Consider the following 16,024-nt stretch of genomic DNA (forward strand, 5'->3'; position numbering starts at 1 on the left):
CAAAACCGCTTCGCACTTTTGCTGGAATTGCTCCAGCGTTCAGGCCGCCATCGGGTCGCGGAACTCCAGCATGTCCTGGAGCACCAGGATGGCGCCCAGCACATGTCCGGCCACCGACATGCAGGGCGTCATCCGGCAGCGGGTCATGCCCTTGCCCGGGCGGGTGGACATATAGTCATATTCCACCGCCTCCCCCGTAAAACAGCGATCCAGATGCCGCTTCAGCAGGTTTTCGAAACGCGGGCGGCCGACGAACTCGGCGATATGCCGCCCGACGAGATCGATGGGCTTGCCGCCGAAGCGCTCCGCATTCAACGGATTGGAATAGATGTAGCGATAGTCGGTGGTGACGACCGCCACGCGGTCCGGCAGGCTGTCGAGGATCGCCTCGTTGAGCAGCCCGTCCTCCATGACGCGCGGCGCCGCGACGGGGCGCATCCCGTCCGGCGGTCTGAAGCCGAAGGGCACGGCGGCCTCCTCGGTGCCGAAATAGCGGTCGAGCAGCAGCTTGAAATGATGCGCCTGCCGGAGCACGCAGGCCCTGTCTTCCGACTCTTCCCGCAGAAGGTCCACGAAGAACTGGAACTGGGAGCGGAACTCGGAGGCGTCACCCGCCTCCTTCTGCAGGACGGCCAGCAAGGCCGTTTCGATTTCCCTGTCCAGCATGGCGATGAGCTTCTCGTCCCCCGCCCTCACCGCATGCTGAAGTTGCGAATACTTAAACCAGAACAACCCTACAAGAGCTTTCAAATCATGCTCCATGAATTGCTGAGAACTACAGCAATTGCATCACCACTTTACTTATTGTGTCCGAATCGAGAGCTCTTTTTTGACCTTGTCCTCCGGCAAACCGCCGCCAAAGCAGGCGGTTCGACAAAATCATATAAGCGGAGGGAGAGATGTCAAACCCATAATGGGACAGTATACACGTAAATCCCGCGGCCGGCCGTGTTCAGCCGGCAAAATGAAGAAAGAAATTGGAACCCATCAAGTAATAAGGCTGCGCTTGATGTTCCAGCGGTCATGATACCACAGCCACTGGCCGGGATATTCCCGCACCCATTGCTCCACCTTGTCGTTGAGCATCTGGGCCGTCGCATCGACATCGACCGCGCCGTTCGCCTTGCGCGGGATCGCCATCGCCGGCTCCAGCTCCAGCCGGTAGCGGTTGCCCGGAAGGCGGATGCAGCGCGCGGGATAGACCTCGCAGTCGAACTGGCGGACGAGCTTGGCGAGCAGCGGATTGGTCTGCACGTCGCGGCCGAAGAACTTCGTGTGCAGGCCCCTGCCGAACTTCTGGTCGACGAGTACGCCCACCGGACCGCCCGCCTCGAGCTTGCGGGCAAGCGTGAAGGAAGAACCGGCATGGGAGGGCACGAGCTGGCCCATGCGCGCCTTGCGGAACTCGAACACCTTGTCGGCGACATAAGGGTTGTTCGGCGGGCGGAAGAGCACCGTCACGTCCAGCCCGAAGGCAGCACCCGCGACCGGCAGCAGTTCGAAATTGCCGGTGTGGGCGGTGAAGACGATGAAGGGCCGCGGATTGTCACGCAGGTCAACGAAAAGCGGAATGCCCGAGACTTCAATGCGACCCGGTTCCGGATTCTCCGGGTTAAAATCGAACAGCTCGTCAAGAAAGACATATTCGGCGGCAAGCCGGCCCATATTGCCCCAAGCATCGAGCGCGATCGCCTCGATCTCCGCCTCGGACTTATCCGGATAGGCGTTTCGCAGGTTCGTCAGCATCAGCTTGTGGCGCTTGGTTTTCGGCCCGATCCAGCGCACCGCCCGGTCGGCGAAATTGATCGCGCCGTCCGCCGGCAGGAGCTTCAGGATATTGAGTAGGCCGAAGGCGAGCTGCGCGACGAACCAGTCCTTCGAATTGCGCAGCGCCAGGACGAGGCGGGTGATCAGCATCCGCAACGGCGTCAGTCCAGCTTCAGGACGATCTTGCCGAAGATCTGGCGCGATTCCATGCGTTCCAGCGCCGTCGCGATGCCGTCGAAGGTGACTTCCGTGTCGATGACCGGATGCACGATGCCGCGCGCCATCTTCTGCATGGCGTCCGCCATGTTCTCCATGCGGCAGCCGAAGGAGCCGAGGAGCTTCAACTGTTGCTGGAACAGCATCATCAGGTTCATGTCGGTGGAAACGCCGGAGGTGGAGCCGCAGGTGACGAGGCGCCCGCCGCGCTTGAGGCAGAGCATGGAGCCTGCCCAGGTGTCCTTGCCGACATGCTCGAAGACGACGTCGACGCCCTTCTTCTTCGTCAGCTTGCGAACGACGCCTTCGAAGCGGTCCTCGCGGTAGTTGATGACGTGGTCGGCGCCCAGCGCCTTGGCCTTCTCGATCTTGTCGTTCGAGCCGACCGTGGTAATGACCGTGCAGCCGATCTTCTTGGCGAGCTGGATCGCCGCCGTGCCGATGCCCGAGCCGCCGGCATGGACAAGGATCGTCTCGCCGGATTCAAGCTTGGCGTTGTCGAACAGCATGTGCTCCACCGTGCCGAAGGTGACGGGCGCAAGCGCCGCGGCGACAGCATCGACGCCGGGCGGCGCGGGGACCAGCAGGCGGGCGGGAAGGTTCACCTTCTCCTGCGCGAAACCGTCGAGATGGAAACCGTGCACGCCGCCGACATGTTCGCAGAGATTGTCGCGGCCTTCGCGGCAGGGCTTGCAGAGGCCGCAGGTGCGCGCGCCGTAAATCGAGACGAGCTGGCCGGGCAGCACGTTGGAAACGCCCGGGCCAAGCGTCTCGACGACGCCGGCGGCCTCCGCGCCGATGACCAGCGGCATCTTGCGCTTGGCAAACGCCATGCCGCGCCAGCCCCAGACGTCGATATGGTTGAGGGCGACGGCCTTGACGCGCAGCGTCACCTCGCCGGGGCCGGGGGCTTCCGGTTCCGGAATGTCGGTGAGTTCGAGCTTGCGGTCGTCGAGAAGCTGGAGGGCGCGCATGGTAGAATTCCTATCAGGCCGGTTCGGCCGTCATCACGAGGCTGGCGTTCTGGCCGCCGAAGCCGAAGGAGTTGGACAGGACCGCCGTGACGCGCGCGTCGCGCTTCACGTTCGGCACGACGTCGAGGGGGATCGTCGGGTCGGGGTTCGTGTAGTTGATGGTCGGCGGCAGGGTGCCGGTCAGCATGGTCTGGATCGAGAACACCGCCTCGACCGCACCGGCGGCCGTCAGCGTATGGCCGATCATCGACTTGTTGGACGAGACCGGGATATTCGCCAGCGTGTCGCCGAAGACGGTCGACATGGAGAGATATTCCATCTTGTCGTTCTCAGGCGTCGAGGTGCCGTGGGCGTTGATATAGCCGATGCCGCTCTCGTCGATGCCGGCGTCTTCCAGCGCCGCGCGGATCGTCGCGATGGCGGGACCGCCGTCCGGCGAGGAGCGCGTGCGATGGAAATGATCCGCCTTCTCGCCGCAGCCCTTGAGGATGCCGAGCACCTTGGCGCTGCGCGCTATGGCCGATTCCAGCGATTCCAGCACGAGCGTCGCCGCGCCTTCTGCGATGACGAAGCCGTCGCGGTCCTTGCTGAACGGCTTGGATGCCTTGGTCGGCGGGTCGTTCTGCGTGGAGAGCGCGGAGAGGAGCGCGAAGCGGATCAGCGCTTCGGCGGTCACTGAGCCGTCGGTGCCGACGGTCAGCGCGCGGTCGGTGCGACCCTGGCGGATCGCCTCGACGCCGAGCTGGATGGCCGTCGCGCCGGAGGCGCAGGCGGTCGAGAGCGTGACCGGCAGGCCGCGCGTGCCGTAGCGGTCGGAAAGACGCTCGGAGATGGAGCCGAAGGCCCAAGCTTCATGCAGGGCCGCGCTCGGATGCTCGCGCAGCACGGCGAGGAAGCGGTCATAGGCATCGCCCGGGCGCTGCGACGGCGGCGCGCGGTCGGCGAGCGCGAAGCGGTCGCGCCAGTCCGGCTCGATCGGCGGGGCGGCGAGGAAGAGCGGGCCGCCGAATTCGCCGGAAAGGCCGGCCTGCGCCAGCGCCTCGTCCGTCGTCTCGCGGGCATAGGCATAGGAGCGCTCGACAGGGTTTTCGACCGGAACGTCGATGAAATCGACCGTTCCGGAAATGCGGGTGTTCAGCCCGTCGACCGGGAAGCGGGTGATGCCGTGGATACCCGAGACGCCGCCGGTGAGCGCGGCCCAGTTGTCCGCAAGGCCCTGCCCAAGCGAGGTGACGACGCCCATGCCGGTGACGGCGACGATGGGGCGGCCGAGATGATCCCTGTAAGCGGCATTCGTCATGGCCGGAACCTCACTTCTCTGCGGAAAGGATTGCGACGCCCTCGCCGCGCGAATGACCGACCGTCGTGACGACGGCCGTGGCGGCGGGTGCGCTCATGGCGGCCTCGGCGGCCGTGTCGAACGGCGCCACCTTGACGCCCGAACCGAGCGTCAGCGCGGCAAGCGCAAGACCGAGCGGAAACTGTGCTTCGAGCGACTGGCCGATGACGGCGCTGTAGCCGCGCAGGGCGCTGCCGGCGAAACGCTTGTCGAGCCATGCCTTTTCGCGGGCCGTCGCGTCATGCGCGCCGGAAGCGCCGGAGAAGACGATAGTCTCGCTACCCGTCGAAGCCCCTTCGGCAAGACGCTCCAGACGCGCCTCCAGCCGGCCTTCGTCACGCGAGCCGCGGTCGCCGCCGATGGCGTCGATGGTTGCGTAGATGCGGGCGCCACGGGCTTCGGCATGCTCGCGGGATTCGAGGATGAGGAAGGCGGCGGCCGAGCCGGTGACGATGCCGCCGCCAGCGTTCTGGTCGCGCGACCAGAGCGGCGTCCAGCCGCCCGTCGCATGCGCGCCGATGGCCTCGTAAAGCAGGATGACGTCCTGCCGCTCGGCGACGAGCGCGCTGCCGACGAGCGTATGCGTCGACTGGCCGGCGCGGATGCGGTGGAAGGCGGTCTCGACGGCGCTGATGCCGGCGGCTTCCTCACCCATGAAGGTGCGCGAGGAACCGGTGACCTTGTGCACGATGGAGATATTGCCGGCGAGGAGGTTGGAGAGCTGGGCGAGGAAGAGCGTCGGGCGCAGCTCCGTCGTCAGTTTCTCGTTGAGCAGGCGTTCGCGGTCGTTGCGCTTCAGCCCCTCGTCGACGATCAGCGAATCGACATTGATGTCGCGCTCGCCGCCGCCGGCCGCCACGATCATGTCCATCGTGCCGCAGGCGTCCACATCGTCCTTGAAGCTGGCATCGTCGAGCGCGAGACCAGCGGCGAAGACGCCGAGGCGCTGCCAGTTCTCCATCTGGCGCTGGTCGCCGCGCTTGGGGATCTGCTGGTTCCAGTCGATCTCGGGCATCGGGTGGACCGGATAGGGCGCGAAGCGCTCCGTATCGATCTTCAGCTCCGGCGCCTTCGCGGCACCCAGGATCTGCACATGGGCCTCGGCCCCGACACCGTGACAGGTGACGATGCCGACGCCGGTGATCACCACATCGTTCTTCGCCTTCGCCATGCTCACTTCCCTTCAGCGGACGCTGCCAGCGCCTCGAACAAACCCACCTCGCCCGCGCGCTTGCGCACGATATCGGCGAGCGGCACCTCGGCAAACGGCATGGTGCGCAGCTTGAGCTGCGCGTCGCACACCTTCTTGCCGGCCGATGTAATCCTCGTCTTCGTCACGGCATAGCCGGAACCGTCATGCTCCAGCACGGCCTCGATGTCGAGCACCGCGTCCGGCTCGACGAAGGTGCGCATCTTGGCCCCGTCGACGCTCATCAGGAAGGGCATGGCCGAAAAATCGGATGCCGCCAGCACGAGGAAGCCGGAGGCCTGCGCCATGGTCTCGATGAGCAGCACGCCCGGAACGAGCGGCATGCCGGGGAAATGCCCCTCGAAGACCGGGCTTTTGGACGGGACGACAGAGCGGGCGGTAAGCGTGCGGCGCGCGCCGTCGACGGCTTCCACCCGGTCGATCATCTGGAAATATTCTAGCAGCATCGGATATGCCTCCGCCGAAAACCGAAAGGCCTGCCGAGGACGGCAGGCCGATAGCCCCTTGCGCCGGGATCGTCCGGAACAGGGCCGCCAGCGGCGACCGGGCGCCGTCTGATCAGGCCTTGGCGGCCCGCAGTTCGTCGATCTTGGCGCAGAGGTTCTTCAGGACGAAGTATTCTTCCGTCGCGACCTTGCCTTCATTGACTTCCTGCGTCCACTGTTCCAGCGGGATCTTGATGCCGAATTCCTTGTCGATCGCGAAGACGATGTCGAGGAAGTCCAGGCTGTCGATGCCGAGATCGTCGATCGTGTGGCTTTCCGGCGTGATCGTCTCGCGATCGATCTCGCTCGTTTCAGCAATGATGTCGGCAACCTTGTCGAATGTAGCAGTCACGCCCATACCTCATGAATCTATAGTTGGGCGATCCTATATGGAAATCCGATGCGATTGCCAATGGGGTTGATGAGGGCCCTGCATGATCTACGCCCCTGTGTTGCGCAAAGAACATGCCGGAGCCGCCGTCAAACCGCGATGGAATGCCGCCCGCGCCCGCTCGAAAGATGCGCATCGAACGCTGCCGCGACCGTGCGGGCGAAGGGCTTGCCGGCCGCCGTCAGCATGAACCTGTCCCCCTCGATGCGGCAAAGGCCGTCCCTGTCCGAAGCGGCAAAGCCGCAGGCCTCCGCCCGGATCGTGGCTGCGAAAAGCGGATGACGGACGGCAAGATCGGCGAAGGAAAAGCCGAAATCACACATGACCCTCTCGATCACGAAGGCGCGGGCGCGGTCCTCGTCAGTCAGCGCATAGCCTCGGACGACGGCGACACCGCCCTCCTCCACCCGGCGCAGATATTCGCCGGTCGCCGGCATGTTCTGGAAATAGCCTTCCGGCAACTGGCCGATGGCCGATGCGCCGAGCCCGATCAGGGCATCGGCCTGATCGTCGGTATAGCCCTGGAAATTGCGGCGAAGCGTGCCGTTGCGCGCGGCGACGGCGAGCCGATCCGCCGGCAGGGCGAAATGGTCGATGCCGACGGCCTCGTAGCCGGCGGCGACCAGCATTTCCCCGGCCATCGTCATCTGGGCGAAACGCGCGGCGATATCCGGCAAGGCCGCCTCGTCGATCATCGTCTGGTGCTTCTTCATCCATGGCACATGGGCATAGCCGAAGAGCGCGATCCGGTCGGGGCCGAGCGAGATGACGGCGCGCACCGTCTCCGCCAGCGTCTCCATCGTCTGGTATGGCAGGCCATAGAGGATATCGCAGTTCACCGAGCGCACGCCCCTTTGCCGCGCCGCGTCCACGACGCCGCGGGTCTGCTCGAAGGTCTGGATGCGGTTGATCGCCTTCTGCACCTTCGGATCGAAATCCTGGATGCCGAGGCTGGCACGCGTCATGCCGATCGCGGCGAGCGCATCGTGCCGCGCCTCGTCCAGGTCGTTCGGATCCATCTCCACCGAGATTTCCGCCTCGGGCGAGAAGGCGAAGCTCTGCTCGAGACAGCCCTTCAGCGCCACCATGTCGTCCGGCCGCAGCAGCGTCGGCGAGCCGCCGCCGAAATGCAGCGCCGTGACGGGCGCCTCCCGCGAGACGCGCCGGCCGACGGCCGCAATCTCGGCATGAAGCCCCTTGAGATAGGCTTCGACCGGCTCGTAGCGAAGGGTCTGCTTGGTATGACAGGCGCAGAACCAGCAGAGCCGGTCGCAATAGGGAACATGCGCATAGAGCGACAGGCGGTTCGCCTTTCCCAGCCGTCCCAGCCCTTCCGAATAGACCTCCGGACCGATACTTTCGTTGAAATGCGGGGCGGTCGGATAGCTTGTATAGCGCGGAACCGGGGAAGAAAGGCGTCTTACGAGTGCGTCCTGCATGGGATATCTCCTTCGCATACGCAAATAACCCTGAAAGACGCGCCGCCATTTGATTTTGATCAAGTGAAAGCCGACGGGACTGCGCTACGATTTGACAATAGTCAGGAAGCGCTATTTTGCCGCGAGGCGGCACGCTTTATGTTCATGCCTGCGTGCGCTAGCACGGCATCGTTGCGCCGTCTGCCGCGAGGCGAAAGGAAAAGCCGACATGGAAGTTCGCCGCCAGGATATCCATAATTCCGACATTCCGCTGGTCTGCCGGGCCTGCGAGGCGCGCCATGGCGGCGTGTGCGGCGCGCTGACGGCCGAACAGCTCACCGAGCTCAACAAGCACTCCTCCCGCCATCGGTTGGAGACGGGCGCCGAGGTGATCGGCCAGGGCGAGACGATCGTCAACTATTCCAACATCATGCGCGGCGTGGTGAAGCTGACGAAGGTGATGGCGGACGGCCGCCAGCAGATCGTCGGCCTGCAGTTCGCCCCCGACTTCCTAGGCCGCCCCTTCCTGGATGAAAGCGCGATCACGGCGGAAGCCGCGACCGAAAGCGAAGTCTGCAACTTCCCGCGCAACGTGCTCGACCGCCTCGTCAGGAGGACGCCCGAGCTGGAGCACAAGCTGCACCGGCAGGCGCTCAAGGAGCTGGACGAGGCGCGCGACTGGATGCTGACCCTCGGCCGCAAGACGGCGCAGGAGAAGGTGGCGAGCTTCCTCTACCTCATCGCCACCCATATCGACCCGGAAAGTGTCGACATGTCGTCCTTCGACCTGCCGCTCTCGCGTGCCGACATCGCCGACTTCCTCGGCCTCACCATCGAGACCGTCAGCCGCCAGTTCACCAAGCTGCGCAAGGAGAACGTCATCCGCATCGAGAACAACCGCCACGTCACCGTTCCCGACATGGACCGGCTGATGCGCTTTGCGGGCAACGACTGATCCCTGCCCTCAGCGCGAGATGGCGATGCAGTGTTCGGCGGTAGCGACCGGCGTCGCCGACACACGTCTCCAGCAGAAATCTCCACAAAAAGCTCTGTGCTTCTGCTACAGGCACCGCTCACATTTTTTCTGCACTTTTTACGCCACGGGCCGCTCGATTCAACTTGCGGAATCTGCAACCTCTGATTAAGGAACTGATCAAAAATACATATGCGCGAACGGTGCGGCCTCAAAAACCATGTCCAAGCCCGGCTTTACGGCACTTGTCATCCTCATCTGTCTTGTCGTCATATCCCTGCTTTCAGGCATCGGCACTTTGCGGCTGATTACGCTCTTCTGCATGCCTTTTTTGATGATGCTCCCCGTTTTCGGCATCGCCAACCTGCTCGGAAGAAGGCCGCCATTTGCTTGGAGCATCTACGCATTATGGTCCGCTCTTTGGTGCGGCAGCGTCCTGATAGAATGCTATCTCAGTTTCAGATATGGCTTGCAGCCGCAATCGAGGCAGGTGGTCGAGAGTCTCGTCAACGCACCAGCAAGCGAAGCGCGTGAATATGCCGCCAGCTTGCCTCTACCCTTCGTCATGGCCACCGCCCTTTCGGCTGGATTGGCATGGGCACTCGTGCGGCTCGGACAAAAAACGGGAGAGAAAATCTTCCCAACCACAAGCCCGGGCAAAGGAAAGGTCGTGCTCGCAGTCGCCCTGATCGCACTCCCTTTGATTGCCCACAAGAACGTGATCGTCATGCGAGCCGATCCGGTAACGTTCTGGCCGTCCATCCTGCGTGAAGGACGGGCGATGCAGGAAGCACAGATGGCGCTGACAAAGCAAAGGCTGTCTGCCAGAGATCATATTTCCGAGTGGAAGCCGATTTACACCGGACCGGCCCAAAAGACCTTCGTGCTCGTGCTCGGCGAAAGCTCCAATCGATGGGACTGGTCTCTCTATGGGTATCCCCGCAAGACGACACCGAACCTCGATGCGATGAGAGATCATTTGCTAGTCTTCGAGGATGTCATTTCCTCCTACGGCAATACTCTCAATGAGATGACACGCATTCTGACCTCAGCCACAAAAAGCGATGACGAGAGCTGGCGGACGGAACCCAGTATCATCACCCTTGCCAAACAGGCGGGCTATAAGGTCTTCTGGTTGTCTAATCAGAGTTTTGTCTATGCGAACGCCATGTTCGGTGAAGACGCAGATGTCTTCAGGCTGGTCTATGACGGCAGGGTCAACAGGCACGACGACAGCCACGACGAAAAGCTGCTTCCCGAACTGAGCCAGGCCCTGCAAGATCCGGCACCGTTGAAATTCATCGTGCTTCACACGCTCGGATCTCATGAAAGCTACGCGGCCCGCTATCCCGACAGTTTCGCCGTCTTCAACGAGGCCCAGGACGCCGTTTCACAGGAAATGGCCGACAAATGGTTTTGGATAAGAGCCGCGCGAAACAATTACGACAATTCAATCCTTTACACGGACTACGTTCTCTCGCAGGCCATCGGCTTGGTGTCGAAGATAAGAAACAGCGACAGCAGCCTTCTCTATCTTTCTGATCATGCCCAGGATGTCGGTCATCTCACAGCGTCATTCGGGCATCAATTCTTCCTGGAATCGGGCTTTACGGTACCGGTCATTCTGTGGCGCAATCGTCCTGACTTTCCGACAGCGTCGGAAAAGGCCCTCACGACAAGGCCCTACCAAAGTGACGTCATGGATTGGACACTGCTTTCGTTGCTGGATATTTCAACGGCAAAGGACAGGCCGGAACTCAATCTTGTCGGCCCGGGTTACCAGCCTCAGCCGCGAGAAATAGCCCACAAGGCCTACATTCCCGGCAAAAGCCACCGGGTTGAAAAATGACTCTATAGCCGAATGCAATGCCCTCAGCGCGATATCACAATGCGGGTGTTCGAAAGCCCGCTGCTGTTCGCCAGCTGGAAGAACGTCGCGGCGTTCGAAGGATGCAGCCGCACGCAGCCATGCGAGGCGGGCCGGCCGAGGCGCTTGGTGTCGAAGGTCGCATGCACCGCATATCCGCCGTTGAAGAAGATCGCATAGGGCATCGGCGCATTGTCGTATTTGCGCGAGCGGTGGTTGCGCGAGGCCCATTTCGCCTTCCACGCGCCCGTCGGCGTGCCGAAGCCCTTGCGGCCCGTCGAGACGCGCCAGCGATGTTTCACGATACCGTTCTGAGTAACGATCATCGTCTGTGAAGAAAGGCTGACCTCCGCGACAAGGTTGGCGGAAAGTGCAGTCTCGGCCTGAAACAGGACCAGAAGGAATGCGACCGCGGTCGCAAGCAAGCCACGCATGATTTCCCCTCTATTCGTTCGCGCATGGCATCGGCGCCATGTCTGACAGCAAGACAGACTATAGACGTTCCAGCCTTCCACAATATTGACGGGGGTGGAGAAAAGAAAACGAAGTTAAGACGTAAAATTTTATCGTTGCGCCTAGATGCAGGCCGCAAGACCTGCCGCCAGCAGCACCGTGACGGCAAGAACGGCGCAGGCGGCCGAGAAGATACGCAGCGACAGATCGATGTCGGCGACCGTCGCGACGGTGCGGCCGGCGGCGTTCATCATCGGTTCGTCGACGCGCGCGCCGCCATAGATGCGGGGGCCGGCAAGGCCGATGCCGAGCGCACCGGCCATGGCCGCTTCCGGCCAGCCGGAATTCGGCGAGCGGTGCAGGCCGGCGTCGCGCAGCGCCGTGCCGATGGCCGCGCGCGCCGCCCGCCGGCCCTGCGCCAGCCATGCGCCGGCGGCGATGAAGAGAATAGACAGGCGCGCGGCGGGCCAGTTGGCAAGGTCGTCGAGCCGGGCGGAGGCCCAGCCGAAATCGAGATATTTCTCGCTCCTGTGGCCGATCATCGAATCGGCCGTGTTGAGCATCTTGTAGGCGAAGAGGCCCGGCAGGCCGAGAAGCGCATACCAGAGCGCCGGGGCGACGACGCCGTCGGAGAAATTCTCGGCAAGGCTCTCGATCCCGGCGCGGCAGACCGCCGGCTCGTCGAGCGTCGCCGGATCGCGGCCGACGATCATCGACACGGCCCGCCGCCCGCCTTCGAGGCCATCGTCCTTGAGGCCCGTCGAGACGGCGCGGACATGGTCGTGAAGGCTCTTCTGCGCGAGGAAGACGGCGACGACGACCACCTCGACAACCGCGCCGACGACGCCGAGCGGCGCGAAAAGCCGGTGGAGGACGAAGCCGGCGAAAAGGCTGGCGGCAAGCAGCACGGCAATGCCGGCAGCGCCGTTGAAGCGCCGCGTCCCGGGCGAAAGGCGCTTGCCGTTGAAAAGCGCATCCATCCCCCCGATCGCCCGGCCGAACAGCACGACCGGATGCGGCACGCGCTGCCAGAGCCTGTCCGGATCGCCGACGAGGCGATCCAGCAGCAGCGCGAAGAACAGGATCAGCAGCGCCTCCGTCATCGGCCCATCACATTCGCCAGCGCCGCGGCCAGCCGGCCGTCTCCCCTGGCGTCGGGAGAAAGGCCGAACCGCAGCCATCGCGGATTATAGTCGAAAGGACGCACCAGAACATGATGGCGGCAAAGACCTTCATGGATGGCGGCGGCATCCGCGTGGTCCACCAGCGAAAAGAGGCCCGTTCCACCGGCAACGGTGAGGCCGGCAGCTGCCAGCACCGCGTCGAGCGCGGCCTTGCGCCCGTCGATGGCGCGACGGATGGCGGACGTGTCGGAGGCCATGAGCGTGGTCGCGATCGTCAGCGCCGGGCCGGAGACGGCCCACGGGCCGAGCCCGTCCTCGATGCGATCGATGATCGCCGCCTCGCCAATGGCGAAGCCGAGGCGGAGGCCGGCAAGGCCGAAGAACTTTCCAAAGGAGCGGAAGACGAGAAGGCCCGGCCTGTCGTCGCCGGCAAGCGGCGCGATGCAACCTTCCGGGCGCATGTCGCCGAAGGCCTCGTCGACGACGAGAAGACCGCCATTCGCGGCGACGCGCGCATGAAGCGACAGCAGCGCCTCGCGCGGGAAAAGCCGGCCGTCGGGATTGTTCGGATTGACGACGACGACGAGACCGTGCGCGGCCGTCACCGCATCGAGGCTTGCGATCCGGTCCACCGCCACGCGGGCATTGGCGAGCACGCGGGCATATTCGCCATAGGTGGGGGAAAGCACAGCGGCGCGGCGGCCGGGCGCAAGGAGGCGCGGCAGGAGCTGGATGGCTGACTGCGTGCCGGGCACGGGAAGCGGAAGGGCTTGCGGCGTCGCATAATAACGCTGCGCGGCGATGCGGGCGGCATCCTGGCGGTGGCGATCCGGCAGGCGGTGCCAGGCGGCTATGTCCACCTCGGGAACGGTAACGGGATTGGGATTGATGCCGGTCGAAAGGTCGAGCCAGTCCTCGGGCCTTCCGCCGTAGCGGGTGGCCGCCGCGGCAATGCCGCCGCCGTGGACGATGCGCGGCGCGCTCATGCGGCCTCCGGTGCAAGGTCGATCAGGTGCATGTAGGAGCCGCTGACGGCACCCCGGCGAAGCCCGGCCATGCCGAGATCCTCGCCGACGGCGTCCGTGACGGCGAAGAGCCGTTCCGCCTCCCCCTCATGCACGAGGGTCGAATAATGGAACTCGTGCGCCGTCATCGGCGCGGCAAAGCCGGAACCCGCCAGCGGCGTGACGCGGCGATAACCGAGATGGCGGCGACGCTCGGCGAAGCTGGTGACGAGCGGAAGCAGGCCGAGCATGGCATGGCGCATTCCCGCCGCATCGACCAGCCCCTCCCCGAGTGTCATGTAGCCTCCGCATTCGCCATAGATGCGCGCGCCGCGGCGCGCGGCCTCCAGCATGCCCTGACGGAAACGGCCGGCATTGGCAAGCGTTCCTGCATGGAGTTCCGGATAGCCGCCGGGCAGGTAGACCGCATCGGCATCGGCCGCGGGTGCCTCGTCGGCAAGCGGGGAAAAGAACGAAAGGCTCGCCCCCGCCATGCGCCAGCCGAGCAGCAGGTGCTGGTAGGTGAAGGCAAAGGCCCGATCCTCGGCAATCGCGATGCGCTGGCCGATCGGCGGCAGGCGCAGGACGGCAGAAGGCGGCAGCGAGGCGGCACGGCCGGAAGCAAGGGCGGCGAGGCGGTCGAGATCGCAGTCACGGGCCACCACACCGGCGGCATGGATGATGAAGGCTTCCAACGCCCCATGCTCCCCCGCCTGGACGAGGCCGAGATGCCGCTCCGGCAGGGCAAGCGCCGGGTCGCTGCGCAGCACGCCGAAAATCGCGATGCCGGCGGCCTCCAGCGCCGCGCGCAGCATCGCCTCGTGCCGGGCACTGCCCACCTTGTTGAGGATGACACCGGCGACATTCACATCGCCGCGATGATTCCTGTATCCCCTCGCCAGCGCCGCGACGGACTGCGACATGCGGCTGCAATCGATGACGAGCACCACCGGCAGGCCAAGCGTTGCGGCCAGATCGGCCGGCGCGCCCGTGCCGTCGGCCGCCCCGTCGAAGAGGCCCATCATCGCCTCGACGAGCAGGAAATCCCCCTCGCCCGCCTGATGGGCGGCATTGGCACGGATGAGGTCCGGGCGCATGGCCCAGGGATCGTAGTTGAAGCAGGGTTTTCCGCTCGCAGCGGCATGGAAGGCCGGGTCGATATAATCCGGCCCCGCCTTGCCGGAAACGAGGCAGAGGCCGGCATCGGCCAGCGCGCGGGCAAGGCCGAGCGTCACCGTCGTCTTGCCGGAGCCGGAGGCGGGAGCGGCGATGAGCAGTCCGCTCATGCCGGATCCTTCCTTTCGCGCGAGCCGAAGGGATCGGGCGCGAGCCTGCGGCCGGCGGTCAGCTCGCCGATCCAGTCGAGCGAGGGGCGAAGGCGCACGACCTCGCCCAACACGACGATGGCGGGCGGCTCGATGCCGGCGGCGGCGACATCCGCCTCGGCGCGGGCGAGCGTCGTTTCCAACACCACCTGCTCGCTGGTCGCCGCATTGCAGACGAAGGCGACCGGCTCGTCCGGCGAGCGCCCGCCGGCAATGAGATTTGCGGCGATCTGGCCGATATGCTTCATCGCCATGTACATGACGATGACGGGAGACCCCTTGGCGATGCCCTCCCAATTGATACGATCCGGCACGAGCCCGGAGGAATCGTGCCCCGTCAGGAACGTGACGGCATGGTTGACCTCACGGTGCGTCACCGGAATGCCGGCATAGGCAAGCCCGCCGATGCCCGCCGTGATGCCCGGCACGATGCGGAAGGGTATGCCGTGCTCGACAAGCGTCAGCGCCTCCTCCCCGCCGCGCCCGAAGACGAAGGGATCGCCGCCCTTCAGCCGCAGCACGCGATGGCCGGCGCGGGCGAGCTCGACGAGCCGCAGCGAAATATCCCGCTGCTTGTGCGAGGGCTTGCCGCCGCGCTTTCCGGCAAATTCCAGCACGGCGCCGGGACGCGCCAGCGACAGGCAATCGGCATTGACCAGCGCGTCATGCACGACGACATCGGCCTGCTGCAGCGCATTGGCGGCATGGAGCGTCAGGAGGCCCGGATCGCCGGGGCCCGCGCCGACGAGCCAGACGGTGCCTCTTTCCATCGGCGGGAGGGCGGAGAACAGGGCGTGCATCAGATGTGCTCCCGGCTTGAATCGAAATGCGAGGACATGGAATCGCCTTGCGAGGAAACGGCGGCAAGCGATTGAAAGGATTCAGCCACCGCCGCCGTGGCATGGGCGGATTTCGTCTTCTCCACGACCAGCCGCCCGCCCGCGCCCGCCTGCGCCAGCGCCGCCGCCTCGGCAACACCATGGCAGCCCGCATGGGCGAAGACGATCTCCGACGGATTGGCAAGCCGCGGCGTCTCGGCTTCGAGGCGCGCGGCGGAGAAGGTCACGAGCGGCACGGAGAAGTGCCGGGCGACGGCCTGCATGGCCGGCTCCTCGGCGCGCATGTCCAGCGTCGCGACGAAGGCGATATCCTTTGGCCGGGTCACGATGGAGATGGCGAGATCGACGAGTTCGCCGGGCGGCGTGCCGCGCTCGCAGCCAAGGCCGAGAACGAGCGATCGTCGTCCGGTGTCGGGTGATGGGGCCTCGGCGCTCATGGCGGTCTCTTGCTAAATTCCACGCGAAAGAGCCCGGCCTTGCCGTTTCCGACAGCTCCGGATGAAGCCCCTCTGGGTCAGCCGCACCGGACACCGCTCGGCCCGCCTGGGGCACCGTCGCGTCTCCTTAGTATCGAAGGGCGAAAGGCCGGTCAAACCGGATCGGCCGATCATGGGCAGGCTTTGCTTTTGTCATGCAGTC

Annotated in this window: 16 protein-coding genes; 2 read left to right on the forward strand and 14 right to left on the reverse strand. The window is 64.7% G+C overall.

What is annotated here, in order from left to right:
- Nucleotides 1–39 precede the first annotated feature (39 nt).
- The 8 genes from ACZ1A1_RS07475 to hemN all read right to left on the reverse strand — a co-directional run bounded on the left by ACZ1A1_RS07475 (nt 40) and on the right by hemN (nt 7,821).
- Nucleotides 40–666 (reverse strand): PAS domain-containing protein, encoded by a 627-nt coding sequence (locus tag ACZ1A1_RS07475; RefSeq protein WP_463619374.1) that lies wholly within the window; start codon nt 664–666, stop codon nt 40–42.
- A 321-nt stretch (nt 667–987) separates the two neighbouring features.
- The gene (locus tag ACZ1A1_RS07480; RefSeq protein ID WP_463619375.1) at nt 988–1,917 is read right to left on the reverse strand and encodes a lipid A biosynthesis lauroyl acyltransferase; all 930 of its coding nucleotides are present in this window, start codon (nt 1,915–1,917) and stop codon (nt 988–990) included.
- A gap of 11 nt (nt 1,918–1,928) precedes the next feature.
- Complete coding sequence (locus ACZ1A1_RS07485; RefSeq protein ID WP_463619376.1) at nt 1,929–2,957, reverse strand: zinc-binding dehydrogenase; 1,029 nt, start codon at nt 2,955–2,957, stop codon at nt 1,929–1,931.
- Nucleotides 2,958–2,970: 13 nt separating this feature from the next.
- Nucleotides 2,971–4,257, reverse strand: a complete 1,287-nt coding sequence (locus ACZ1A1_RS07490; protein WP_463619377.1) for a beta-ketoacyl-ACP synthase — start codon at nt 4,255–4,257, stop codon at nt 2,971–2,973.
- Nucleotides 4,258–4,267: 10 nt separating this feature from the next.
- Entirely contained in the window at nt 4,268–5,467 is a 1,200-nt protein-coding gene (locus ACZ1A1_RS07495) for a beta-ketoacyl-ACP synthase (RefSeq protein WP_463619378.1), read from the reverse strand.
- A 2-nt stretch (nt 5,468–5,469) separates the two neighbouring features.
- The gene (locus ACZ1A1_RS07500; RefSeq protein ID WP_203319165.1) at nt 5,470–5,952 is read right to left on the reverse strand and encodes a 3-hydroxyacyl-ACP dehydratase FabZ family protein; all 483 of its coding nucleotides are present in this window, start codon (nt 5,950–5,952) and stop codon (nt 5,470–5,472) included.
- 112 nt (nt 5,953–6,064) lie between these two features.
- A complete protein-coding gene (locus ACZ1A1_RS07505) occupies nt 6,065–6,349 on the reverse strand; it encodes an acyl carrier protein (protein WP_134650064.1) in 285 nt (94 codons plus the stop codon).
- A 122-nt stretch (nt 6,350–6,471) separates the two neighbouring features.
- On the reverse strand, nt 6,472–7,821 hold the full coding sequence (hemN, locus tag ACZ1A1_RS07510; protein ID WP_463619379.1) for an oxygen-independent coproporphyrinogen III oxidase: 1,350 nt from the start codon (nt 7,819–7,821) through the stop codon (nt 6,472–6,474).
- Between the two features lie 208 nt (nt 7,822–8,029).
- Here hemN and ACZ1A1_RS07515 point away from each other — a divergent pair, with 208 nt between their 5' ends.
- Both ACZ1A1_RS07515 and ACZ1A1_RS07520 read left to right on the forward strand, forming a co-directional pair.
- Complete coding sequence (locus ACZ1A1_RS07515; RefSeq protein WP_313192889.1) at nt 8,030–8,755, forward strand: Crp/Fnr family transcriptional regulator; 726 nt, start codon at nt 8,030–8,032, stop codon at nt 8,753–8,755.
- Nucleotides 8,756–8,993: 238 nt separating this feature from the next.
- Nucleotides 8,994–10,622, forward strand: a complete 1,629-nt coding sequence (locus ACZ1A1_RS07520) for a phosphoethanolamine transferase (RefSeq protein ID WP_463619380.1) — start codon at nt 8,994–8,996, stop codon at nt 10,620–10,622.
- Nucleotides 10,623–10,645: 23 nt separating this feature from the next.
- On the opposite strand, the gene ACZ1A1_RS07525 is transcribed toward ACZ1A1_RS07520, so the two are convergent.
- The 6 genes from ACZ1A1_RS07525 to ACZ1A1_RS07550 all read right to left on the reverse strand — a co-directional run bounded on the left by ACZ1A1_RS07525 (nt 10,646) and on the right by ACZ1A1_RS07550 (nt 15,822).
- Entirely contained in the window at nt 10,646–11,074 is a 429-nt protein-coding gene (locus ACZ1A1_RS07525) for a L,D-transpeptidase (RefSeq protein ID WP_313192888.1), read from the reverse strand.
- A 141-nt stretch (nt 11,075–11,215) separates the two neighbouring features.
- A complete protein-coding gene (gene cbiB / locus ACZ1A1_RS07530; protein ID WP_463619381.1) occupies nt 11,216–12,196 on the reverse strand; it encodes an adenosylcobinamide-phosphate synthase CbiB in 981 nt (326 codons plus the stop codon).
- On the reverse strand, nt 12,193–13,203 hold the full coding sequence (gene cobD, locus ACZ1A1_RS07535; RefSeq protein ID WP_463619382.1) for a threonine-phosphate decarboxylase CobD: 1,011 nt from the start codon (nt 13,201–13,203) through the stop codon (nt 12,193–12,195). Before cobD ends, cbiB begins: the two co-directional genes overlap by 4 nt.
- On the reverse strand, nt 13,200–14,507 hold the full coding sequence (locus ACZ1A1_RS07540; RefSeq protein ID WP_463619383.1) for a cobyrinate a,c-diamide synthase: 1,308 nt from the start codon (nt 14,505–14,507) through the stop codon (nt 13,200–13,202). The genes cobD and ACZ1A1_RS07540 overlap by 4 nt, the downstream gene beginning before the upstream one ends.
- Nucleotides 14,504–15,346 carry a uroporphyrinogen-III C-methyltransferase gene (gene cobA, locus ACZ1A1_RS07545; RefSeq protein WP_463619384.1) on the reverse strand — a complete coding sequence of 281 codons (843 nt, stop codon included), beginning with the start codon at nt 15,344–15,346 and terminating at the stop codon, nt 14,504–14,506. Before cobA ends, ACZ1A1_RS07540 begins: the two co-directional genes overlap by 4 nt.
- A complete protein-coding gene (locus ACZ1A1_RS07550) occupies nt 15,346–15,822 on the reverse strand; it encodes a cobalamin biosynthesis protein (protein ID WP_463619385.1) in 477 nt (158 codons plus the stop codon). Before ACZ1A1_RS07550 ends, cobA begins: the two co-directional genes overlap by 1 nt.
- Between the last annotated feature and the right edge of the window lie 202 nt (nt 15,823–16,024).

Source organism: Shinella sp. R2-11 (genome assembly GCF_055330205.1).